This is a genomic window from Maribacter sp. ACAM166 (assembly GCF_005771495.1).
GTDB lineage: Bacteria > Bacteroidota > Bacteroidia > Flavobacteriales > Flavobacteriaceae > Maribacter.
This window is the reverse complement of the sequence record NZ_VAUW01000033.1, coordinates 13,587-39,026: the sequence shown is the minus strand read 5'-3', so window position 1 is coordinate 39,026 and position 25,440 is coordinate 13,587. Positions and strand designations below refer to the sequence as shown.

At 36.6% G+C, this 25,440-nt stretch carries 12 protein-coding genes; all 12 read right to left on the bottom strand.

What is annotated here, in order from left to right; genetic code table 11:
- Positions 1–67: 67 nt before the first annotated feature.
- The 12 genes from ES765_RS17005 to ES765_RS16945 all read right to left on the bottom strand — a co-directional run bounded on the left by ES765_RS17005 (position 68) and on the right by ES765_RS16945 (position 25,437).
- Positions 68–3,373 carry a VCBS repeat-containing protein gene (locus ES765_RS17005; RefSeq protein WP_138115545.1) on the bottom strand — a complete coding sequence of 1,102 codons (3,306 nt, stop codon included), beginning with the start codon at positions 3,371–3,373 and terminating at the stop codon, positions 68–70.
- A gap of 16 nt (positions 3,374–3,389) precedes the next feature.
- A complete protein-coding gene (locus ES765_RS17000; RefSeq protein WP_171017343.1) occupies positions 3,390–6,764 on the bottom strand; it encodes a VCBS repeat-containing protein in 3,375 nt (1,124 codons plus the stop codon).
- A gap of 19 nt (positions 6,765–6,783) precedes the next feature.
- Positions 6,784–7,392, bottom strand: a complete 609-nt coding sequence (locus ES765_RS16995; protein WP_138115544.1) for a hypothetical protein — start codon at positions 7,390–7,392, stop codon at positions 6,784–6,786.
- Positions 7,373–10,720: a VCBS repeat-containing protein gene (locus tag ES765_RS16990; protein WP_138115543.1), complete on the bottom strand. Its 3,348-nt coding sequence runs from the start codon at positions 10,718–10,720 to the stop codon at positions 7,373–7,375. The genes ES765_RS16995 and ES765_RS16990 overlap by 20 nt, the downstream gene beginning before the upstream one ends.
- Before the next feature lie 184 nt (positions 10,721–10,904).
- Positions 10,905–12,494 carry a RagB/SusD family nutrient uptake outer membrane protein gene (locus tag ES765_RS16985; RefSeq protein ID WP_138115542.1) on the bottom strand — a complete coding sequence of 530 codons (1,590 nt, stop codon included), beginning with the start codon at positions 12,492–12,494 and terminating at the stop codon, positions 10,905–10,907.
- 11 nt (positions 12,495–12,505) lie between these two features.
- Positions 12,506–15,505: a SusC/RagA family TonB-linked outer membrane protein gene (locus ES765_RS16980; protein ID WP_138115541.1), complete on the bottom strand. Its 3,000-nt coding sequence runs from the start codon at positions 15,503–15,505 to the stop codon at positions 12,506–12,508.
- 773 nt (positions 15,506–16,278) lie between these two features.
- Positions 16,279–16,971, bottom strand: coding sequence for a metallophosphoesterase (locus ES765_RS16970; protein WP_171017342.1), 693 nt, complete (start codon positions 16,969–16,971; stop codon positions 16,279–16,281).
- 600 nt (positions 16,972–17,571) lie between these two features.
- Positions 17,572–20,187, bottom strand: coding sequence for an MGH1-like glycoside hydrolase domain-containing protein (locus tag ES765_RS16965; protein WP_138115539.1), 2,616 nt, complete (start codon positions 20,185–20,187; stop codon positions 17,572–17,574).
- Between the two features lie 191 nt (positions 20,188–20,378).
- Positions 20,379–21,938, bottom strand: coding sequence for a solute:sodium symporter family transporter (locus tag ES765_RS16960; protein WP_138115538.1), 1,560 nt, complete (start codon positions 21,936–21,938; stop codon positions 20,379–20,381).
- A gap of 65 nt (positions 21,939–22,003) precedes the next feature.
- A complete protein-coding gene (locus ES765_RS16955) occupies positions 22,004–23,191 on the bottom strand; it encodes an aldose epimerase family protein (RefSeq protein WP_138115537.1) in 1,188 nt (395 codons plus the stop codon).
- A gap of 23 nt (positions 23,192–23,214) precedes the next feature.
- Positions 23,215–24,723, bottom strand: coding sequence for an L-arabinose isomerase (araA, locus tag ES765_RS16950; RefSeq protein WP_138115536.1), 1,509 nt, complete (start codon positions 24,721–24,723; stop codon positions 23,215–23,217).
- Positions 24,724–24,735: 12 nt separating this feature from the next.
- Entirely contained in the window at positions 24,736–25,437 is a 702-nt protein-coding gene (locus ES765_RS16945) for an L-ribulose-5-phosphate 4-epimerase (RefSeq protein ID WP_138115535.1), read from the bottom strand.
- Between the last annotated feature and the right edge of the window lie 3 nt (positions 25,438–25,440).

The window sequence follows — 25,440 nt, the reverse complement described above, 5'->3', positions numbered from 1 at the left end:
CCGTCTTTCCAGTGAAAAAATAAGATTAATTCTTTCAATCAATAGAAAAATTCATTAGTCCTAATTCTTAGTTTTCTGTGAAATAAGTAAATAGTTTTACCCCTTCATTATTTCTGCTCACCAGAATAAAATTTTCTCCTTTTGGGCCCTTAATTACTTTTATATCCCTTACTTCACCTTGTATATAAAACCCTGAATCTCTTGGTTCTTTGTTTTTGAATTGAAGCTTTCCGTTTCCGGAAAGAAAATGTCCAAAAGAAGCGTCTAGCTTTCCAATATTAACCTGATTACTATAAAAATTTCCACCTGTCAGTATATCCATTGCTCCATCTTCGTTAAAATCACCTGTAGCAAAACTGTATAGTGGTGCCACTTGAAGTTGCCATGGTAATTCCTTTGCAATAAATCTACCTGCATTATTATTCTCAAAATAGTAGGATGCAAATGTAAACGCTTGTAGACGTCCCGCTCCTTTTAGTTCGTCTTTAGGAAATAAGTCTGAGAAACTGCTATTGGCATATAGCTCATAAGAAGGATAGACCTTCTTCATGGCAATTAATTGCTTGGACATTTCTTCCAAACCATAAAAAGGGTATTCAATACCGTTCTTATAGTAGCTCATTATTGGGTCAATGCTTTGATTATTATCGAAGTCTTTTATGTATAAATTCACAGGATAATCAACAGATGCACTTAAATTTGTGTTATGTCCCAAGTTACCCAAAACCAGATCTAAATCCCCGTCGTTGTCCAAGTCGGCGGCATGAATAGTATTCCACCAACCCGAGCTGTTTTCTATTTTATTTTCTTCCAACGGAAGATTTTTGAAATCAAGAATGGTCACCGGCATCCAATCTCCAACTATAATTAATTCCCGACTTTTTGGTAACCAAGCAGCATCTGTGACCATCCCCAGATTAATATATTTTCCAAAAATACGTGCCGTTAAATCAATAAGGTTTCCTTTGCCATCCCCAAGAAGTATTCTGCTTCTGGTATAAGTACCATAGGAACCGGGGATAGAACGTGCACCAATGAAAATATCTGCGAAACCGTCCTCATTGAAATCACCACTTACTGCACATGATCCGTTAAAGGCCAATTGTGGGTGGGTAGTTGTTTTTGTGAAATTACCCTTTCCATCGTTTAAATAAAGTCTATCGACTTTTGTGAAATCCTGAAAGGGTTCTCCGCCTCCACTTACGACATATAAATCTAAATCCCCATCATTATCGACATCTAAAAAAACCGAACCTACATCCTCACTTGCCCTGTCTTTAAAAAAATCATTCGATCTGATTTTTTTAAAGAATTTTTCATTATTGTCTTGTTGTATATATAATTCGCCTTCCTGATTCTTTGCCCCGCCAATATAAAAATCGTCTAAACCATCATTGTTCAAATCGCCAATAGCAATTTTGGGTCCTTCTCTGGAAACCATTCTGGGAATTAAAGTTTCATATTTAAAATCATTAAAATTATTTTCTGCATGTTTAAAGTCAATACCACTTTTATTACTTACATCATAAAAAACTTTATTCCTTTTTGCTATTGGAGCTTTCGTTTCTGGAACAACTGCTTCCGCATAATCTAAAGTAATTGTTTGATTGGATTTCAAGTTATCTATAATTTGTTCTTTACCATCATTCCAGAATACCTTTAGTTTTACACCCGTTTTGTACTCCCCCAAACCAAAAATTAAATTATAGTCCATAGAAGATAGCCAGCCTCTAGTTGGATTTAATTCTTGCATCTGCAAGATTCCTGCAACCTCTAGGGTTACTTTGGCGCCAATACCTTTGGTGTTTTTAGATGGTCCCCTAAATTCTATTTTTAAATAATTATAAGGCTGTCTCTCGGAAATTGTATTTTCATAAAGGTTTGCGACTTCATTTAAGTTATTGACCACCAAATCCAAATCGCCATCGTTATCAAGATCGGCGTAGGCAACTCCATTAGAAAACCCTTCCTGATTCAATCCCCAATCTTCTGAAACATCCTCAAACTTGACACCCAAATTTTTAAAGGCTACATTCCTTGCTTTTCCATGAGGAATAGAGGAAATAAGGTCCAAAGAACTAAGCTCTTTTTGATTCGTATTGGAAGTATAATTTATAAAGTCTAAATCATTGGGTCTGTGGGGAATTCCATTGGAAACAAATAAGTCCTTTTTTCCGTCCAAATCAAAGTCAGCAAACAACGCAGACCAACTCCAATCTGTACTTGTTACACCGCTGTATTCACCGATTTCACTAAAACTGGTAATCGTATCATACAAATTACCATTATTTAACTGAAGCATATTTCTGGGGTATTGAAAGTGATACCCGTAGTTAAGTTTTAATTGATAGATATCATAGGGATCAACAGATACCAACGTTTTAAGAATTTTTTCATCATTAGGTTTCATATCCAAGGTAATTACATCCTGCCAACCATCATTATTGAAGTCACCAATATCATTTCCCATTGCAAAAGTGGAGTTATGGCCCATGGAAAGGGTATTGGCCTCTATAAATGTTCCATCACCCTGATTGTAGTACAAATAATCATTTTCATGAAAGTCATTTGATATATATATATCCGAATAGCCGTCATTGTTAATGTCTGAAATCCCCACAGCCAAACCATAGCCCATAGAGCCTCCAAAAATTCCTGCTTCATCGCTCACATCAACAAATTCACCCTCTCTATTTTGATATAAACGATCGCCCGTCATTGTGTCCCTAACCTTTCTAAGTGCTGCATTCTTATAAGAATCAGGCGTGTGAACAGCAAGATTAAGCAGGTACATATCCAAATCTCCATCATTATCATAGTCAAGAAATGCAGCATGCTGGGCATAACTATTAGCCTGTAATCCGTAGACAGCAGCACTTTCGGTAAAGGTTCCATTTTGATTGTTGATGTAGAGTTTATTATTTCCGGTAAGCCCTTTATAGCCATATATCTGACATACATAAATATCTAGCCAACCATCATTATTGACATCTACCATAACCGTTCCTGTAGTCCAATTTTGATTTCCAGATTTTCCACCTACTCCTGCTTTTTCTGTAATTTCTTCAAATTTAAAATTTCCTTTGTTAAGGTATAATCGATTTATCTGCTGATTTGCAGTTAAATATATATCGGGAAGTCCGTCATTATTTATGTCACCAATTGAAACCCCACCTCCGTTATACATATACAGGTATTCCAGAATATTAAACTCTTTTGTTTCAACAATATCATTCCTAAACGAAATTCCTGTTTGGTTTGGAGTGCGCATTTTGAATAACTTTGTGTTATCCAAATTACCATCACAAGACAATTGAAATACTAATCCAATTGCTAGAAAAGCTATTTTTATTATGTAATGAACTCTTTTCATATCATCGACTCTCTACTTAAAATTTAAAAAACTGCATCGCCCTATTGTTTCTGGCTACCAATAGTATTTTTTGCCCGACAATTTCGATTAATTGAAAATCCCTTATTTCGCCCTCCAAGAACAATCCGCTTTCCTTTGTAGGTATAACTTTAAACTTGCCTTTCCCAAGACCTTTTAAAACTGTTCCGTGGCTTGCATCATACCTACCAACCTCTGGTTTTACGTTGTATAAATTTCCACCCAACACCATATCTTTGAGTCCATCATTGTCTATATCCTCAATCAAAAGAGCATATACGGGTGAAAGTTGAGCCTCATTGGGCAAAGCCTCTATTTTAAACGCCCCATTGCCCATGTTCCATAAAATCACACTTTCAAGCATTGTAACTTCCTCAATAAGAGCATCTTCCAGCTCTTCTTTTGTGAAAATGTCGTCAATAGTCTGGCCTTTGTACGATTCATATTTTAAATACTTCTTTTTAAGGCTCGGCAATTGCATAACCAAATCATGCCTTAAGACTAAAGGGTATGATTTGTCCCCATTATAACTTGATATAATCTGTTCTACAGATCCATTTTGATCAAAATCATTAGTGTAACGGGTTAATGGTTTTTCTAAACTGGCCCTAAATCGAGAATTCAATCCATGATTTCCCGCCACGTAGTCCATATCACCATCACCATCTAAATCCGCCGCTTCGATGCGGTTCCACCACCCATGCGTATCAGTAAGGCCCACGTTCGATGTCACTTCTTTGAACATACCATTAGCATTATTGAATACCCTAATTGCCATCCATTCTCCTACAATAATCAAATCATCATCCCCATCGGAATCATAATCACTCCAAACGGCATCGGTTATCATGCCTATATTCATTAGCTCTGGAGCTATGGTCCCAGTACTATTGGTGAAATTTCCATTACCGTCATTTTTCAGGATATACCCATTTTGAGGAACACCTAACTCGCCAGATTTTAAACGGATGCCTACAAAAAGATCTAGATGTCCATCCGAATCAATATCGGCACTAATAACTGTTGAGGAACTTTCAGGAGTGCCGCCCGGCAAGAGCTGACCCGATTTGGAGAAATTTCCAAAACCATCATTTAAATAGAGTCGGTCTACTAAAGCAAAAGCTCCTGAGGAAAACTCATTACCACCGCTGGTAACATATAAATCCTGATCCCCGTCCCCATCTGCATCAAAAAATAAACATTGTAAATCTTCACTTCCTTTATCTTTTTCTAATAGACTTTCATTAGTACTTTTAAAGCTTCCTTCATGAGTTTGAATAAAAAGCGCTCCCGGACTATCTTTTGCGCCTCCAATATAAAAATCTTCCAAACCATCACCATTTACATCAGTGATGCTCATTCTTGGTCCCTCTGTAGATTTCATATGATAGAGGAGTCTATCCCGATCGAAATCGCTGTATACATTTTCTTTATGAGCGTACCCAATACCTTGTAATTGAGACACTTCATTAAAAATTCTATTTACTGTATTATTTTTGCACCCCGTGGGTGCGGTGGTGGCTTCGATTTCTCGAAGTACAAGAGTCTGATTAGCTGCCACATCGGTAAGAATGGTTTGCTTGCCGTAATACCAGTCAACAATTAAGCTGTCAATAATCTCCAAACCTCCTAATCCGAAATTAAGCCTATTGTCTACTGAAGATTGAAATCCACGGTTGGGACTCTGTTCTTGATAAAATAACTTACCTTCATCCTTAAGGGTCACTTTGGCTCCTATAGCAGTTGTATTGCCATCATTTCCCTTCAGAACTACTTTTAAAAAATTATTCTTACTACTTGCTATATCGGTTTGATTCTGGTAAACAAAAAGAGGCATATTGACATTATTTACCACCAAATCAAGGTCGCCATCGTTATCAAGATCACCATATGCGGCCCCATTGGAATGACTTGGAGTGTCAAGACCCCATTCTTTGGTCTTATCATTAAAGATTAAATCAGGGGTCCCCGAGTACACGTAATTTGGAATTCTATTGGTGGGGATAATATCAATTAATTGCTTAAAATCTACTCCTCTGTCTCTTGTGACTGCACGTACAACTTCTTCATTGGCCACATAATTCAGATAATCTTGATTTAAAATATCTTGGGCAATTCCATTGGTAATATATATATCCTTAAATCCATCATTGTCCAAATCGGTTAATAAGGCACCCCAACTCCAATCGGTAGCCTCCACCTTCGCCAACCTGCCTACTTCACTAAACGTAACCCCCTTATCGGGAATAGGGCCATTGTGTATGTGTAGCATATTACGGGTAAACTGATGATAATACCCGTTCTCTAAATTGTATTGGTATTTGTCCCAATTCTCAAAAGTCATTGTGGTTTTGAACCGCTCGTCTCCTTCCGGAAGCATTTCTGTAACAAACACGTCTGGATAGCCATCACCTGAAATATCAGCAATGTCAGATCCCATGGAAGCTACACTTATCGAACGCATCTGCTTTTCCAATTCCTCACGAAAAGTACCATCCCCGTTATTCATATAAATATAATCACGTTCAAAAAAATCATTGGATATATACAAATCCATCCATCCATCCTTATCCAAATCACTCACAGAAACACCAAGACCAAAACCTATAACACTGCCATAAATACCTGCCTGTTCACTTACATCAATGAACCGGCCTCCATCATTACGTAATAACTTATCTCCTCCAAGCTTATCTCTAATCGGTCGTTCATTTTTTCTTAAGTTAAAACTACCTATTGATTGATACGAGTTATTTAAAAGATACACATCCAAATCACCATCTTTGTCATAATCAAAAAAGGCTGCATGCGTAGAGAACCCACGATTTGCAAGTCCCATTTCTTCTGCCTTTTCACTAAAAGTACCATCACCATTATTAATAAAAAATTCATTTTGTTTATTGTCCCCTTTAACATCACCTGAGTTGCACACATAAATATCCAACCAACTATCTCCATTGATATCTACCATAGACACTCCGGTAGACCAAGCTCTCTTTCCTGCAATTTGTGCCTGATTTGTGATATCGTCAAACACAAAATCACCCTTATTAAGGTAGAGCTTATTTGGCACCATATTGCCCGTTAGATATATATCTAAAAGGCCGTCATTGTTTATGTCTCCCAAACCAACTCCCCCCCCGTTATAAAAATTTCTATATTTATAAATATTGAACTCGTTGGTCGATGTCAAAGTATTCTGAAAATCAATGTGGGTCTGGTCTGGTCCCAAAGCAATAAACAAGGGTTCCTTTTCATTTTTTTCGGAAAAAGTACATGAGGATATTATGGAGAAAGCCAAAGTCAACAATACTAATATTTGACATCTCAAATAGACAATGTTACAACTTCTAATTTCCTTATACTTTATCATGTTTTTATATTCAAAAATATCATTCCTTTATACTATCCTTACCATTACTTAAGTCTTCAAATTCTATTTCTAATTCTTGCCCTTCAAAAGTTGGCTTAAGAAGTATTTTTCGATTACCGTCAATCTTTACATACATGAATTTTAATAATTTATTTTCATGTGGAATACTAAAAAATCTGTTGCCGCCGTATCCCTCTTCAAAATAGGTAATAGCTTGATTAACCAGAATTTCTATTTTATGTTTTTCCTCGTAATAGGAAAATTTTTTATATTTCAAAGAGGCATTTACCTTTCTTATAGGGCTTTTCCCTATTAAAACTGGAAAAAAGTTTAAATATACTGGGGTGCCGAACCCATTAGAAATCTCCAATCTGACATTTGTGCCACTTGGATTTGGCATAAATATTTTTTTTTGGTTCATTCCTGTACAATACCTTTGAAATTCTTCGCCGGTCATACCAAAATGCACACCATAAATTAAACTATCCTGCCGAATGTTTTTTTCCAATTCTTTCGTAACATACTCATCCAATGTGATTTTTCTGGAACAAGAAGAGAAAAACACTATTGATAATAGTGTACCTAAAAACAAAAATATTTTAAAAATTTTAATGGGTTTTGACTTCATATAATCTCAATTTATCGTTATTCACTGCTATTAAAAGATACTTTTTTCCCTTAATAGATATTGATTTAATATCCCTTATCTGTCCCTGAATATTAATTCCTGATTCCAAGCTGTTTAATGTTTCAAATTCCCTGTTTCCAACTGACATCAAAACAGTTCCAAAATTTGCTGCATAAATACCTGTCTGAGGTTTAGCATTAAACTGATTACCCCCTAGTAATAAATCTACTAGGCCATCATTGTCAAAATCATCCGCATAAATAGAGTAAACTGGAGCAAGTTGAGCAGATAGAGGTAATGGCTTTAAATCAAATACGCCGTTATTATTCCACAACACTACGGTCCGATTTTCATAAACATTGTAAAGAAGGGCGTTTTGTAGTTCTTCTTTTGAAAATATATCTTCTACCGTTTGCTCCTTATAATCTTCATGTTTCAAATACTTTTTAAGCAAATAGGGCATTTGAGCTGTTATTCCTTTTTTCATGGCAAAAGGATATGCCTTATCTTCCATATATCTAGTTATGACCTGTTCAATACTTCCATTTTGATCAAAATCATTTACATACATTTGAACAGGTCTAGAAGGTGAAGCCTTAAAAAATGTATTTTGACCTATATTTCCAATGACAAGATCATCCCAACCATTTCCATCTAAATCCTTTTTTTGAATTGAATTCCAAAAGCCATGGGTATTCTCCAAGCCAACTTCTGCGGTAACTTCTGCGAATTTCCCCTGATTGTTTCTAAAGACACGTATAGGCATATATTCGCCGACTAGCACCAAATCTTCGTCCATATCATTATCATAGTCAATCCAGACAGCATCTGTCACCATACCACTGTCCAATAACTCCTTTGCATACTGTTCTGTAACATCACGAAAAACACCACTGCCCTCATTCCTCATCAATTTACTGGAGACCGGTAACCCGTACTTCAAAGGAACTACCCTGCCCCCAAAAAACAAATCCTGATATCCATCCCCATCAAAATCGGAATGGACAATCACAGAAGTGCTGGATAGACTTCCGCTAAAAAAGGTTTGAGGTGAACGGGAAAAATTCCCCGAGCCATCATTCAAATACAGTCTATCTGTAAGAGCGTAGGCGCTCGCAGAAAATTCATATCCTCCGCTGCTTACCATCAAATCCAGATCATTATCATTATCGACATCCACAAAAATGCTTCTGATATCTTCCGACGACCCTTCCTGCTTAAAAACAGTACTATTGGTAGATTTAAATCCCTGATTAGTTTGCACATACAAGGTGCCAGGTTGATTTTTTGATCCCCCAATATAAAAGTCATCTTTTCTATCTCCATTGATATCGCCAACAGCTATTTTGGGACCCTCATTGGAAATCATTTGGTAGAGCAGTCTATCTTTATCAAAATCTACAAAATCGTTTTCCTGATGCGCATGATGTATGTTGAATACATCTGTGGCTTCTGAAAAAAGGGGTTTATGTGCTTGAATCTCATCAACAAGTGATGGGTTATGGACTTCCTGCTGTTTGAAAGTTAAAAAGGTATCAACAGGGATATTTCTTTCCAGCAAGCGACTCCCATCAGGCCATATTAACTCTAAAGAATCTATTTTGGTGTTAGTCCCCAAACCAAAATTCATACGCTCATCAACTACCGACATGACCCCTCTCATAGGAAAGAGTTCCTGATAATAATGGTTACCATTAACACTAAGAGTGGCTTTTGCACCAATGGCGGTATTACCTTGTTTATTCTTTACATGAAGTGTGACAAAATGATTGTCTTTATTTTTTGCGGTATTTTTATAAATAAATGGAGACCCATTAATATTACTTACCACCAAATCCAAATCCCCGTCATTATCAATATCGCCGTAAGCTGCACCACTTGAAAAACCATCCTGGTCTATACCCCATTGGGAAGCAACATTGCCAAAGATTAAATTATTATCCTGCTTAAACATAAAATTGGCTATAGGTTCTGATGGTATCAGATCTATTAATTCTTTAATAACTACCCCTTTTTCCTTTAAAATACTGCTAATTCTGGATGGATTTGCATAGAAGTCGATATAATCCTGATCTAATAAATCCTTCACAATTCCATTAGTGACAAATATCTCTTTGGTACCATCTAAATCAAAATCTACTATTTGAACTCCCCAACTCCAATCCGTTGCCGCTACTCCTGAATATCTTGAAATTTCGCTGAAAGAAATATTCCCATGTTCATTTACGGGACCGTTATTCAGCTGTAGCGTATTTCTAGGAAATTGCCTGTGATAACCATTTTTGACTTTTAATGAGTATTTATCCCATGTATCGAACAGGGTCTTGGTCTTTAATCTTGACTCATTGGCCGGAAGCATTTCAGTAACAAATATCTCCGGATAACCATCATTATTCAAATCGGCGATATCTACACCCATGGATCCCAAACTAAGTTCAGAGGTAAAACTATCTATAGATTCTGTAAACGTTCCATCCTTGTTATTCAAATAGAAATAATCTTTCTCAAAAAAATCGTTGGCTACATAGATATCGGGCCATCCGTCAAGGTTTACATCACCAACGGCAATACCCAAACCAAACCCTATTTCACTACTGTATATTCCGGCTTCATCGGTAACATCAATAAAAAAATTATCATCATTTCTAAACAATTTATCCCCTCCACCAGGATCTTTTAAATTACGAATTCCATTTTTGGCATCCATTATCAAATCTGTAGGATTAATTGAATTATTAGATATATACATATCTAAGTCGCCGTCCTTGTCATAATCAAAAAAAACAGCATGAATGGAAAAAGCAAGAACATCAATTCCATACGCCGCAGCAGATTCCTTAAATAAAGGTACCCCGTTCGCATCGGTGCCCATATTTATAAACAGTTCATTTCGTCTATTTAAATCATTTGGATTTCCGCTTTTACAAATATAAATATCCAGCCAGCCATCTTGATTTATGTCAACTATACTTACTCCAGTAGACCAGGCATTCGGACTTCCCACACCTGCTATTTGAGTAACATCCTTAAAATTAAAAGCACCGTCACCAAGATACATAGCGTTGTCTTCCATATTACCGCAAAAAAACAAATCCAGAAAGCCGTCATTATTTAAATCGGCCAATGCCGTTCCTGCTCCATTATAAAAACCTCGGTATAGATAGATATTGAATTCTTCCGTGTACAAAAGGTTGTTTTCAAAACGAACCCCTAAAGACTTAGCATCTAGATTAACAAATAATGCTCCGGCCTCCGTCATATAGTTATCCTTACAAGAAAAAACTAAAAGCAGGGTAAAGCAAAGCAAACTATACTTTATATCAATCATAAATTCTATTCTACAGCATTATATTTAAAGTATATTGTATTCTTCACCTCAAAACATCCTCCTCAATAGCCAGTGTCTTATCCAAATAGAAACCTTACGTATATAATTTTAAAACAGAAGGAGGGTTTAAATGAAATACTAAAATAGTCCACTTAAACCCTCCCAACTAAACTAACTAAACAAACTAATATCCAGGGTTCTGCTGCAAATTAGAATTGGCTTGAAGTTGGCTTTGAGGTAAAGGGTAAATCCTCCTAAACTCTTCTTTATTTCCATCCCTAAGAAACCAATTGTCTTCCCAATGACCAAATCTTATGGTAATTTCTCTGGCATGGTTTTCCATTGCTAATTCTTTTTTAGCTTCCCAGTAAATATCATCTTCCAAAAGAGTGATTAACGGATCTACATCGGCTCTCTCCCTTACAAGGTTTACTAGCATCAATGCTTCACTATTCCCATTGTCAAGGCGCCAAAGGGCCTCTGCTCGCATTAGCATTACACCAGCATATCTATAAATTGGGAAATCAGTGCTGATGTCAAATGCCTCCCCTATCTGATACTCGTACTTGCCATATCTGGCTCCATTTCTGTATAAATAGCGCCCACCTACTTCCTGATAATCTGGGGTTATCAATATATTACAGCCTTCTTCAAGTTGTGCCTGTAAAGAAGGGTCTGTTCCGTAGTTATCCCAGTCTTCTATACAATTGGTCAATTTTAATTCTTCGCTTGGATTAGTATAGAAAAATCCTAGTTCATCAGAATATGAGGGTCCCGCGGCTACAGTATACTGTTGTCCAACAATGAACATTCCTTTCCGCTTATCATTATCTTCAAATGAATTATAAAAATCCTCCTGTATACTAAATCCGCCCCAAGGTGTTGGAGAAAAATCGAATGTTCCAGCAGCCGACTGATGTAATGACGACATTTTTACCCCAAAACCTCCTGCAATATTTCTTTCATAGGGTACCACAAATATATTTTCTCTTGAACCTTCATTTTTAGTTTTAAAATTTGCGAAGTAGCCCGATTCCAAATCATATGCACCACTATTGATTACAACATTTGCTGCATCGGATGCTTCCTCCCAATGGGGAAGGCCGGTTATCCGCTCTGCATTTAAATATAATTGTGTTAAAATGGTATAACCCACCCACTTATTTACTTTGGCATAGGTGTTATTTTTGTCTTCACTCAATTGATTAATTGAGGCCAAAAGTTCGGCCTCAATAAAATCAAAAGCTACTTGAGGTTCAACCTGTGATGGAGAAGGATTAGCTTCAGCAAAACTCGTTTCAATAGGAATATTGCCAAAATTACTCAGTAAAATATAAAAATAAAATGCCCTAAGTGTTCTTAACTCGTAAACTACAGGAGATTCAGGTCCAACACTTTCTGTGAAAATTTCAATCAAGCGGTTACACGCACTTATGCCTCCTGATGACAAATTCCAGGGACCATCTACAAAATCATTCTGGTTAAAATCATGTTCTATGAGCCTTGGCCACAATCCGCCATCATCCCAACCATTATTAGAACGAACAGGAACCGTTGACTGGTCTGTAGGAAGGTCAGATAGCTCATGAAGACCCCAATACCCGTATAAAGGAGTATAAGCCGCTGATGCTGCAGATGCTATTTGTAGGTCATTTTGAAAAAATTCATCTGGCGTAATTTCCGAAAACACCTCTGCCTCTACATCACAGGATTGGATTAGTGAAAAACCAAGTAAAATAAAGACCCAAACAAAAATTATATTATATTTTCTCATAACAAGTAAGTTTATAGTTTAAAGTTTACACCTAAAAGTAGCGTGCGTGTGGGAAAATAGGTAACCCTACGATCAATACCGGGAACTAAAATATCCCCTCCGAACGCAGCACCAGTATTTCCTTCAGTAATGGGTCCAGGGTCAGAAAAACGTACTTCAGGATCAGACCCTGTATACTTTGTAATCGTAAATAGGTTGTTTCCAGATATATAAAACCTAATATCTTTCAGAACATTGTTATCCGGCATTTTTAAAGTGTACCCAAGCGTAGCATTATCCAATCGTAGAAAATCTGCCTTTTCAACATAACCAGAGTGATAGGCATCCTGTTCCAAATCATTTGGATTAAAATTTTCAGTTATTACAATATTTTGTCTTCCTGCTACACCAGGATGCTCCCAATACGCTCGAGGAATATTAACCAAAGAATGACCAAATGCCCCACGTAACAAGAAATTTAAATCAAAATCCTTGTACCGAAAACTATTGTTTATTCCCAAAGTAAAATCCGGCAATCCATTCCCGACAACGACCCCATCCCTATCTAAATTTCTTTCAGTGGTAGGGTTTCCATTTTCATCCAGAACTAGAGTAAGACCCTCGTCATTATAACCAGCAAAAACAGCTGCGCGAATCTGGCCAATAGGTTCTCCTTCTGCCACTCGTACTACTAATGTGTTGTTTAATCCTGGAGCTCCTAAGTTGCCTCTAAATTGCACTGAATTCTCCGTATTATTTAATTTCACTAATACAGATTCGAATGTAGAAATATTACCTCCAAAATCCCATTGAAAATTCTCATTTTTCACAACAGAGTAATTGATTTGAGCTTCGAATCCTTTTGTTTCCAATTCTCCAAGGTTCAACAAAGTTTGGTTAAAAAGATTTGGTGGACTTGGAACGGGTACAACGTTTAACAAATCTGAAGTATTCCTTATAAAATAATCAATAGAACCGGAAAGCCGAGAATCAAAAAAGGCAAAATCCAGACCAATATTAAGTTCTGCTTTTTCTTCCCACTTTAAATCAGGATTAGGGTTTGAAACAGGAGCAATAGACGGAATAAATTCTCCATTAACAAAACCGGAACCCACCCTTCCTAATCGCTCGAGAAATGAATATCGTTGACCCGGTTCATTCCCGGTAACACCATATCCAACACGGAACTTTAATTGATTTACTTTTGGCAATTCAAACATGGATGCTAAATTAAATCCACCACTAACTGCCCAAAAAGTACCCCACCTATTATTAGCCCCAAATCTGGAAGAAGCCTCTCTCCGTATGCTAGTTGACAAAAATGTATTATTATTGAAATTCAGGTTAAGTCTACCAAAATAAGCTTCCAAATTAGCTTCTTCCCGGAAGGAAGAAAGACCTGCTTGGTTATTTAGAATCCCCAAACCGAGTCCCAAATTATCAAAACCTACGCCGTTTGTAATGAAATCAGTATTAAAGGCAGAAAAACCTTCAAAGCCAAAAGACTGAGATGAGTACCCTCCGAGTACATTATATTTAATATTATTCCATTCCCCATTATAGGTAGTTGTAAATTCAAAAAGTCCAGAGGTATTTGCGGCATTGGTACGACTGGCGCTTCCACCTAAACCAATTCCTCCCAAAAGAGCATCATTTGCGAGAAATACCCCGCTATTTGTGTTATCTACTTGCGAGGAATAATTTATCCCCAATTTCAAACCCTTAAGCACCTCCCATTCAGCACTAAAATTAGCCAAAAAATTATAGTCTTTAGCAAGGTTTGAATTTTGAGCGTTTGTGGCAACTGGATTGAAAACATCCTGCACCCCCGTTTCAAAATAGCCTCCATATAAATTTGGACTTCTTCCTAATTCTCCTGCCGATCTATTCTCAAAAACAGGAGCAGTAGGATTAAAAGTAAGCGCATATCGTAACGATTGCGCAAAACCAATATTGGATTCTCGATTCGTAATCGAAGCAATACCGGTAAGTTTTAATTTATCATTTAGTAAGCGCTGTGTAACATTTATTCTAGCATTTGTTTGTTTAAATCCTGTACCATCAATAACTCCATCAACATCTCTGTAATTTAAAGAGGCTCTGTAACTAAGACCTCCCGGCGCAGAATTAGTAAATGCAAAATTGTGAACAGTACTTATGGCATCCCGAGACGCTTCATCTATCCAGTTGGTATCGGAGCCGTAATCTATACCGCCGTATTGCAAAAACTCATCGCGAGAAGCTACGCTGATAGTATTGGAAATACTTTCTACCGCGGCATACCCTGAATATTCGAAAGATGGAATACTTTCACCAGTTCCGGATTTCGTCGTTACGATAATCACACCAGTACTACCCCTAGTACCATAAATAGCACCAGCAGCGGCATCCTTTAACACATCTATACTTTGAATATCATTGGGGTCAATGTTGTTAAGAGAACCGCCAATAACCCCATCTATAATTACCAAGGGTTCAGAATTTGCTCCGAAAGTAGAAAGCCCGCGTAATCGTACTGAAAATGGTTGATTAGGATTTCCTCCTGCCTTCGCAATAGTTAAACCGGCAACCTTTCCTTGTAAAAGCTGTTGCGGATCATTTATAAAGCCCTTATTAAAATCCTCAACAGATACACGGGTAATAGAACTTGTGATTTCTTCTTTAGATTGGGTCCCATAACCTACCACCACAACTTCATCCAATTGAGATACATCTTCCTCCAGAGTAACATTAATTGTTCTCTGTGTGCCTATTACAACTTCCTTTTTAAGAAAGCCAATATAGGAATATACCAAAACGCTTGAAGGAGAGGCGTTGATTGTGAAGTTGCCATCAAAATCCGTAGCCACTCCAGTGGAGGTTCCTTTAATCACGACGCTAACCCCGGGTATAGGTTGTCCCTGAGAATCACTTACGGCACCTGTAACCGATACGTTCTGCCCAAATGCATTTATAGCACCTAAACACGTAAGAGCCAATAGAATAACTTTCTTGGAAGACCAACAAAAAGAAATTTTCAATAAATTCTTCATAAATAAATAGTTTTGATTAGTTAGTCAATTGATTTTAAATGTATGAATAATAAATGTTGTTTATACATTTATTAAACGAATGTAATTAATTTTTACGGAATATCAATTTTTATATTAAAAAAATTGATATTCCGTAAAATAAAGTGTTAAATACTAATAAACGCTTAATAAACAAGTCTACAATAGAGTTCAGGATTATATCATAGGAAAGCCAACAAAATTGAACTTAGAACCCTAAATAAGTGATGATCTTGGTTTAGATTTATACTGTAAGCCTATGAATAATTATTCATAATTAGATTTACTCATGGAACTAACTGTTCAGATAATAAGAAACTTACTAAAAAAAACTAAAACTTATAATAATTCTATATTTGCAAAAAAATCATGCTTAAAATTGCTAATCACCCATAAATTTTAACACCTACAACAAAACTGATAAAGATTTACTTGCAGTTGACTCTATCATTTTTAGATTTGATAATGGGGACCTGAAAGTCTTACTAGTTTAAAGAAGCTAATAGTATTAGTGGCTGCAATTTATAATAATCTAGAAATCAAATATTACTAAATTGGATATCAATACTTTAAAACCCCATCTTGGATTTAAATTACTCGATTTTTTTTACGTAGGAATCATGGTATACTTTACCCCATTGATTTCCAGTTCTCTCCAAAGCCAAAATTTCTTTATCCTTTAAACGAACCACTAGGTATTCCCCTTTACCCGTCTCGTATTGCGTTGTGCCTACACACCATACCGGTATGTTTCGCTATTTATAATAATCAAACCCATAAGTATGGCCGTGAAAAATTGCGGTAATATTATATTCTTCTATCACTTCGTAGAAGGCCTCTTGTTCTCGAAGCGACCACCATTTATTTCCCCAGTCATCAAAACCATAATGAAAGAATAGAATAACAGGACGGCCACTAGTTCCAACAGATTTCTCTAAATCCTCTTCTAAAAAGTCTAAACTATTTGAGGGCTCACGAAAACCATCCTCAAAATAATGACACCACTCACAAGATGAATCCCAATCATTTCCAGGATAACTATTTAAATTAACAAAATGGAATCCGTTCAAATCCCATGAATAATGCAGGCTGTCAGCAGATATTCGGGTAAGGCCATCTCGTTTCATGTTTCTAAACTTAATTCCTTCTCTTACCGGACTTCTTTTGGATTCCTTAATTGGTCCATCATGGTTGCCAAAACCCTCATAAACCGGAATAGCAAAATTACCTATACCATTTATTCCATACATAGATTCAAAGTCCTTCCATTGGTTCAGTTTTCCGCTATCGGTAAGATCCCCGGTAAACACAACGAATTCTGGTTTAATAATATCTTTAACAAAGGAATCTGGAAATTGTGCGCCTATTATAGAAGCCATATCCTTAGCAGTAGCTCTATTTCGAACAACAGTGCTATCACTATGGCCAAAATGAAGGTCTGAGCCCACAATAAATGTAAGTCCTTGCTCTATTTTTTTTTATCTGGAGATTTTGGTATTCTACAACCAATACACAAAACTAGTAAGAGTGAGATTCCTAATAAAGATAATAAAGTTTGTTTGCTAGTCGATAAAACCGATTGTCGTTTTGACTCTAATAATTGCTTCATTTAATCCTGATTTAGATTTCATTTCAATCCTTCCCGAGTAAGGTTCACTTTAAAATCACAATGAATTTTAAGTCTCTATGTGACCGTTTTTGGATGCCAATAGGATGTCTTCCGCTTTACTTTAATTATCTTAGAATTTATATCAATTAGTAAAATAACAACCGATAAGCAATTCTATATTATCCCACATTAGAATATTTCTTCTTAAAATTGTTAAATAATGGTCACTTGACAATTAAATTTTTCCAAACCTAAATACTGCAATACGATCTATTAATTAAACATTTTTAATCCTAAACTGAAGTAAAACTCTAATGAAAAGAGTTTCTCGCGTCACGGCTTAGAATACATTTCATTTTTCCAACAGGGAACAGCCAAAGAAGTTTCTAACAGGAAAACGGATTTTTCACTTCTTAAATATCTTTTAAAAGTTGGAGTGTTAATTTATTCGATTTTTAGTATCCCAAATCATTACTTCTGACAATCCCGTAAATGCAGGTAAACTATGTTCAAAAACTATTCTTATTTTATCCGTCATAACCGGCTTAATTAGAACTGTGTTAACCGCCATTCCGGTTGGAGTCTTAGGGTTTATAGAGTCAATCTCAGTTTTCACCCATTTACCATTTAACCAATATTCAATTTCGTATGATTTGGGAGTTTTTATACCGCGACCATCGTCATATAAATATAAGTCTAACTTGTCTATATTCATTTTCGTGCCAAAATCTATTACTACCCAATCTTCATTATTGGGTGAGTTATATGTTGTCCAACGATTGTTGGAACGGGTGACTAATTCACATTTCATATCGTTGAGTTCTGCGAGTTGATCGTACTCAGACGTATAGGATGCCGATAATTTAGGGTACTCTGCACCATCCTCATTATAAGCGAGATTGGGCGATTTGGACGTAGCTTTCTTGAGCGGCAAATCTTCATTTCCCCAAGCTTCAATTTCAGTGATTCCCACATAGGCGTTTGGTTTAGACTGCATGCCAACTTTTATTTTCGTAGTAGTCAACGAACTGAACTCAATTACATTTTGGCGGTTTCCATTTGGGAAGTTAAAGTTTCGTTTTTGATTTGGTATTTCCTTCCATTGGCCATTCTCCCAATAATTTACGACATAATCCATCGGTGGTTCAACGCCACTACCATCATTTAGAAAGTACAACGATACTTTATTAATAGTTCTTTCTATACCAAAATCAAGTTGTAAAGACACTTCTTCGCTCGTATCCCCCTCATTTGTCCATCTATTTCCGGGGGTTTTATGATACCAATAATTACCATCCTGTGCGTAAAATTCTGGATATTTTGGATTCGCAAACGATGCGGTTAATCGCGGAAAATAGTCAGTACTGTTATTAACGGCAAAATTATGTTCATTTACAATATCTTCGTCTGGAGGAGAAGATGGGATTTTTATTTCCCTATGACCTATCACTTCAGTTGAATCAATTTTATCGCCATTCAAAAAAATCATTAAACCCTTTCCTTTATTGTATTTCTCTCCATCCTCATCCCATAAAATGGAAAGTTTATGACCGTGATAGTTTACATCGTCAAGGGCAAAGTAATTCCAGTTATCAGGAATAAGAGGATTTATTTCTATAAAGTCATCTGATCTAGGACGCAGTCCAACTAAACCAGTAATTATTAAATTTATATATTGTGAATGAAAATAATGTTCGCTATGGTAATAGTGGTTTGAACCGTCCCAAGAACCCGTAAATGGGTTTGCACTTTCTGCAATGTATGGGCGGCCATTCAGCTGCTGAGTCTTACTGTAGGTTCTAAGTACTTTCAAATAATCTTGTTTATTTATAAAATCCTGCTCATAATTATTAAGAACATTGGCCATTGCTTCTAATGTTTGAGAAGTGGCAAAGGGCCATGACTTACCGCTCCAGACACAGCAATTTTTGGTAATGTGAAATAGAGGGTCGCCTTGTTCGGTTGTTGTGGGACCATATTCTGACCAAAAATAATTTTCATCCATTAAATATTGCCAAGCAATATTGTGATTTTCATCAGGAATATTGAATTGCCAAGGAACGTATCCCATAAGTTCCCTTCCGTGTAAACTTCCCTTATAAAGTCCTGTTTCATATGTTAAGGAATATTTTTTAATACTATCCTTGGCACTTGGCTGCCACTCATGAAAAGTGCCAGCCTTTACAAGGCCTGCTTCTTTATCCACCGACCATTGATGGAAGAAAAAGTTTCTTTTTGTATCCCATAACTCTTCTTTAATCCGTTTTTTTAGATGTTCAGCATTTTGCTGATATCCCTCGGCCTCGGTCTTATAACCTAGTAATTCTGATGCTTTTGATAATGCAACTAAGTCCCCATATAGATAACTGTTTAGTGTTGGACGATAACCTTCTGCACCAGCAAACCAATTTTCAGTTTGACGTCCGTTAATATTGCTTTCCATGCCGTCATGCATCCCATCCCATTTAAACATTTCATGTTCGCTATCGTATCGATCTGTAATCCAACCTTCGTATTGTTGTTTCATATGGGGATACACCATTTCAATAAACTCTTTGTCCTGCCAAACTTTGTAAACATCCCACATTGAATCTCCATACCAATTACTATAACTTCTAGGCTCAGCTCCTGGAACATTAAACCAATAATTGGAAAAATCATGGACTACTCTACGATTCTTCAACCACCGCACTTCCGAAAACTGAAAACCGAGCGGACAACTTATAGCACCAAACGTACCAGACCAGCCAGGACGATCCATAAATTCTGTAAACGTATACCCAGCTTCTGGTGAGCCATATATTAAATGTTTTGTAAGTACCTCCCATCGGTAGTAATAGGTTGCGTTTAGCAATGTCTCCGGAGAATCAAAAAACGGAATATTTTCCTTATACCATTCCCAATCCATGTTGTCCCACCATGATTGACGATCTAACATCTCTTGCTTATCTAATAAGCTTAAGCTCTTGGTTTTTTCGACTTTCTGCGCAGTCATCGTAAAAGCAAATAGCGCTAAAAACACTACAGCTACGAAATTGTTTTTTTTACCTAACATAACTTTTGAAAATAATTTTAACTCTTTACTCTAACCTTATCCTCTTATTCGAATTGAAAGGTTTTCGCTACTTTTCGAAATTCCTATCTATTCTTTAATTCTAATGTCCTTTATTTTCTTGAAATGAATTAGCATCTTATTCCTTACACCCAGTATGTGAATACCAAATTCTTTGCCGATCTACCAATAATTTAAGACAAATAAATATATAGCCCTATAACTATAATAACTACTGCATAACCAAACGGCTTTAAATATTTCCATGGTGTAATATCTACTTGTTTGGTATACTCCTGAATATAGTCTGTTGCTCTAGGTGAAAATTGACTGACAACAAACATGATTAGTATGGTCAGTACAAATAAAATTCCCATAAGATGTAAGAAACTGATATCTGGTTTGATTACGTATAGTGTGATGAGATAAGTAACTACACTAAATAAAATAGCAATATTAGCAGCTTTTCCAGAAACACGTTTAGAAAAAATCCCCACAATAACGATGGCTAAAATAGGTACACTATGTGTACCATTCAATTCTTGAAGATATGTAAAAATCCCACCTTCAATACCATAAAGTAAAGGGGCTATCCCCAATGAAAATAAAGCTAAAACAGCTCCAAATATTTTACCCGCCTTAACAACTTTTCCTTCCGATGCGTTTTTATTAATATATTCTTTATAGAAATCCAGACCGAACAAGGTTACCGAACTATTTAATGCACTATTGAAAGAACTTAAAATAGCACCGAACAGTACCGCTGCAAAGAATCCAATAAAAGAGACCGGAAGTACTGCTTTGACAACCATAGGATACGCTTCGTCCGCATTTGACAAATCGCCATTAAAAAGATAAAAAGCGATTATACCCGGCAGCACAACAATAAAAGGACCCAATATCTTAATAAATGCTGCTAATAAAAGACCTTTTTGACCTTCCCGTAAATTTTTTGCACCAAGTGCTCTTTGGATGATGGCTTGATTGGTTCCCCAATAGTAAAAATTAACAATTATCATCCCAGTAAAGAGCGTCCAAAATGGTACATCGGACTCTGGTCCACCGATAATGTTAAATTTCTCTGGAAGCGCAGTAGTTAAGGTCTTAAAACCTCTAAAAAAATTACCGTCGCCTATTTTCATTAACCCAAAAATCGGTATTAAAGACCCCCCAATAATTAAACCTATAGCATTAATAGAATCTGAGACAGCAACGGCTTTTAAACCTCCGAAAATGGCATAAATACTACCAAAGACACCAATTGCCCAAACCGTAACCCAAAGTGCCTGCTCAGGACCCATGCCTATCGCCTGAGGAATATCAAACATAGTATTTATAGCTAATGCTCCGGAATACAAAACAGTTGGCAACATAGAAATTGCATATCCTAAAAGAAAAAGTAACGAGACAATAGTTTTTGTCGATTTACCAAACCTTTTTTCTAAAAACTGTGGGATGGTCGCAATACCACTTTTTAGGTATTTAGGCAGTAAAACAAATGCGGTAAAAACCATCGCAATTGCGGCAATCACTTCATACGCCATGATTGGGATTCCATCTCTAAAAGAAACCCCATTCATACCTACAATCTGTTCGGTGGAGAGGTTAGTAAGCAATAGTGAGCCGGCAATCACTGGCCCTGTTAAACTTCTTCCGCCCAAAAAATAACCATCAGAAGATTTTTCATCCGTTTTCCTTGTGGACCACCAAGCTATAATAGCCACTAGTAATGTAAAAGACACAAACGATATCATCCTGTACGAATTAGTTGGTTAAGTTATTTTTAAAATATTTTGTAGTAATCAAGGTTTATGACAGGCTATTTTGCCGTAAATCTAAGCGAAGTTCGTGTTTCGTATTTTTCTCCAGGATTTAAGGTTGTTGACGGAAAGCTAGCTTGGTTTGGAGAATCAGGATAATGTTGAGTTTCTAAACAAAAACCTGTTCTTTGTGCATACGTACCTCCTTGTTTAGTTGGCAACGTATTATCTAAAAAGTTTCCAGAGTAAAACTGTATTCCAGGCTGGTCCGTAAAAATCTCCAACATCCTTCCAGATTCAGGCTCATATGCCGATGCGGCTAACCTAACACCTTCATTCTGGTTGTTCAATACCCAGCAATGGTCATAACCCAACCCTTTTTCTAGCTGATCATTTGCCTCCTCAATCTCTTTTCCAATCGCTTTTGCCTCCCTAAAATCAAAGGGAGTTCCTGTTACGTTTTTTAAGTCACCATTAGGTATTAGCGTGGCATCAACCGGAAGAAATGAATCGGCATAAATGGTAACCTCGTGTTTCAAAATATCGTTTGAAAAATTAGCCGATAAATTAAAGTAAGAATGTTGTGTAAGATTTACCACCGTTTTTATATCAGTAGTCGCTTCGTAAAGAATATCCAAAGTATTGTCATTGCTCAAGGAATAGGTAACAGTTGTATTCAGATTTCCTGGATAACCCTCCTCCATATTCCTACTTAAATAGTTCAATTTTAAAGCAGCCGTCCTATCATTTTGTTCGATAGCAGCATCCCACACTACCTTATCTAAACCTTTCTCACCTCCATGTAAATGGTTTTGTCCATCATTAGTCGATAAACTGTAAGAAGTGCCATCTAAACTAAATTTACCTTTCGCAATTCTATTTCCATATCTGCCAATTATGGCTCCAAAATAGGGGCTGCCGCTGATGTATTGAGAGAGGGAATCGTAACCTAAAATAATATCGTCATAACCATTATTTCTATCTGGAGCCTTTAACGATGTTATAATCCCACCATAAGTGATTATCTTAACCTCCATCCCTTTTTGATTTTTCAAGGTATAGATTTCAACACATTTATTATCCGAAGTTGTGCCATAATCAGCTTTTTGAATTGTAACCATTGTGGTTTTCAAAAGGCTATCCTTTAAACTCCTTTTTTCGTTTTTTTGCTCTTCTTTACATTGAACATGTATTAAAACAAAAATCAAAAAGATAACTGTGTAAATAAAAGAGGTGGATTTATGCATCGTTTTATATTTGAATCGGTTAATTATAATCCATGTTGGTAAAGTTGATAATATGCTTCATTAGCATTCATTCTATCTTTAAAATCGCGTATTCTGGTGTTTTCATCAATTACCAATAATTCAATCCCTGCAATATCTGCAAAATCCTCCATATATTCTGTTGTGATTGCCTGGCTATATACAGTATGATGAGCGCCTCCCGCCAACATCCAAGTCGTAGCTGCGACCTCTAAATTTGGTTTTGGATCCCATAAAACTCGCGCAACGGGTAATTTTGGCAAATCTTCGGTAGGCTTTACCGCTTCTACTTCATTTACGACAAGCCTAAACCTATTGCCTATATCAATCAATGATATATTAACTGAATTTCCTTCCGATGCGGTAAAGACAAGTCTCACAGGATCTTCCTTACCTCCGATTCCTAAGGGATGAACTTCGCAAGTTGCCTTAGAATTCGTGATAGAGGGGCAAATTTCTAGCATATGAGAGCCCAGAACGTATGATTTTTGTGGGGCAAAATGGCACGTGTAATCCTCCATAAATGAAGTGCCTCCTTCTAAACCTATATTCATCACCTTTACTGCTCTTAACATAGCTGCAGTTTTCCAGTCGCCTTCGGCTCCAAAACCATACCCATCTGCCATAAGTCTTTGTACCGCAAGTCCTGGAAGTTGTTTGAGTTCTCCTAAACTTTCAAAAGTAGTTGTAAACGCATTAAATCCTCCTTTTTCCAAAAAGGACCTCAGGCCCAACTCAATCTTTGCGGCATCTATCAAGGAATTTCTCCTGTCCCCATCTTTTTTAAGTGATGGTGTGAGCACATAGACCTCTTCGTACTCCTTTAAAACTTGATCTAATTCATCATCAGTCACGTTGTTTATGTGTTCCTCCACATCGGACATATCATAACCATTGACCGAAAACCCAAAACGTATCTGCGCTTCTACTTTATCACCCTCAGTAACCGCAACTTCGCGCATGTTGTCGCCAATTCGGGCTACTTTCAAATTTTGCAATTCGTTCCATCCTAAGACTACTCGTGACCAAACGCCTAATTTCATTTGAACCCCATCCGTTTGCCAATGGCCGACAACGATTTTTCGCTTTTTTCGCATCCGGGACATTATAAATCCAAATTCTCTATCGCCATGTGCAGATTGGTTTAGATTCATAAAATCCATATCTATTGTTTTCCATGGAATTTCCGCGTTGAATTGGGTGTGAAGGTGGCAAATAGGTTTGTTTAAAATACGTAAGCCTGTAATCCACATTTTAGCTGGTGAAAACGTATGCATCCACGCAATAATTCCAATACAATCTTTACTGCTATTGGCCTCATTACAAATCGTAATGATTTCCTCGGATGACTTTAAGGTAGGTTTACAAACAATTTTTACAGGTAGATGTCTAGATTCACAAAATCCTATGGTAATTTCTTGCGAATTTTTTGCAACCTCCTTTAATATTTCATCACCATATAGATTTTGGCTACCAGTAATGAACCATATTTCCTTTTTTGATTGGTCTGTCATTCTGATTATCGTTTACTGTCCGTAGTAAGCATTCTTACCATGTTTACGTTCATAATGTTTTTTAATTAACGAATCTTTTAATTTCTGAGCATCAGGATTTATTTGTAAAGTAATAAATGCCATTTGAGCAATTACCTCAAGTACTTTACTATTATATACAGCTTTTGTAGCATCCTTTCCCCAAGCAAATGGGCCATGGCTTCCTATCAATATCATTTCTACTTCCGTATGCGATAGTTGTCTATTTTTAAAACACTCCAAGATTTGAGCGCCCGTATTGTGTTCGTAATTCCCTTTTATCAGCACATCTTTCATGGGTGGAGCACAAGGAATGTCCACTGTTAAGTGATCGGCGTGAGTAGTTCCCAAAATAGGAATATCCTTTTGAGCCTGTGCCCAAGCTACAGAATACGTTGCATGCGTATGGGCTATGCCTCCAATAGTTTCCCAGTTTTTATAAAGATAGGAATGTGTTTTAGTATCCGAGGATGGCCTCATTTTACCCTCAATAATAGTATTGTCATAGTCTACTATCACGATGTCTTTAGGCTTTAAATCAGAATAGGCGACTCCACTTGGCTTTATGGCAAAAACAGCATTTTTCCTATCCAATGCACTAACGTTGCCAAAGGTATGCACAACCAATCCTAATGCATTTAATTGCATATTAGCCTCGTAACATTCCCTTTTTAATGACGTGTATTTAGAAGTCATAAA

Coding starts and splice junctions, on each gene's coding strand:
- ES765_RS17005 (WP_138115545.1), bottom strand. CDS start 3,373: ATGAAAAGAGTTCATTACATAATAAAAATAGCTTTTCTAGCAATTGGA.
- araA (WP_138115536.1), bottom strand. CDS start 24,723: ATGACAGACCAATCAAAAAAGGAAATATGGTTCATTACTGGTAGCCAA.
- ES765_RS16980 (WP_138115541.1), bottom strand. CDS start 15,505: ATGAAGAATTTATTGAAAATTTCTTTTTGTTGGTCTTCCAAGAAAGTT.
- ES765_RS16945 (WP_138115535.1), bottom strand. CDS start 25,437: ATGACTTCTAAATACACGTCATTAAAAAGGGAATGTTACGAGGCTAAT.
- ES765_RS16995 (WP_138115544.1), bottom strand. CDS start 7,392: ATGAAGTCAAAACCCATTAAAATTTTTAAAATATTTTTGTTTTTAGGT.
- ES765_RS16955 (WP_138115537.1), bottom strand. CDS start 23,191: ATGCATAAATCCACCTCTTTTATTTACACAGTTATCTTTTTGATTTTT.
- ES765_RS16960 (WP_138115538.1), bottom strand. CDS start 21,938: ATGATATCGTTTGTGTCTTTTACATTACTAGTGGCTATTATAGCTTGG.
- ES765_RS17000 (WP_171017343.1), bottom strand. CDS start 6,764: ATGATAAAGTATAAGGAAATTAGAAGTTGTAACATTGTCTATTTGAGA.
- ES765_RS16985 (WP_138115542.1), bottom strand. CDS start 12,494: ATGAGAAAATATAATATAATTTTTGTTTGGGTCTTTATTTTACTTGGT.
- ES765_RS16990 (WP_138115543.1), bottom strand. CDS start 10,720: ATGATTGATATAAAGTATAGTTTGCTTTGCTTTACCCTGCTTTTAGTT.
- ES765_RS16965 (WP_138115539.1), bottom strand. CDS start 20,187: ATGTTAGGTAAAAAAAACAATTTCGTAGCTGTAGTGTTTTTAGCGCTA.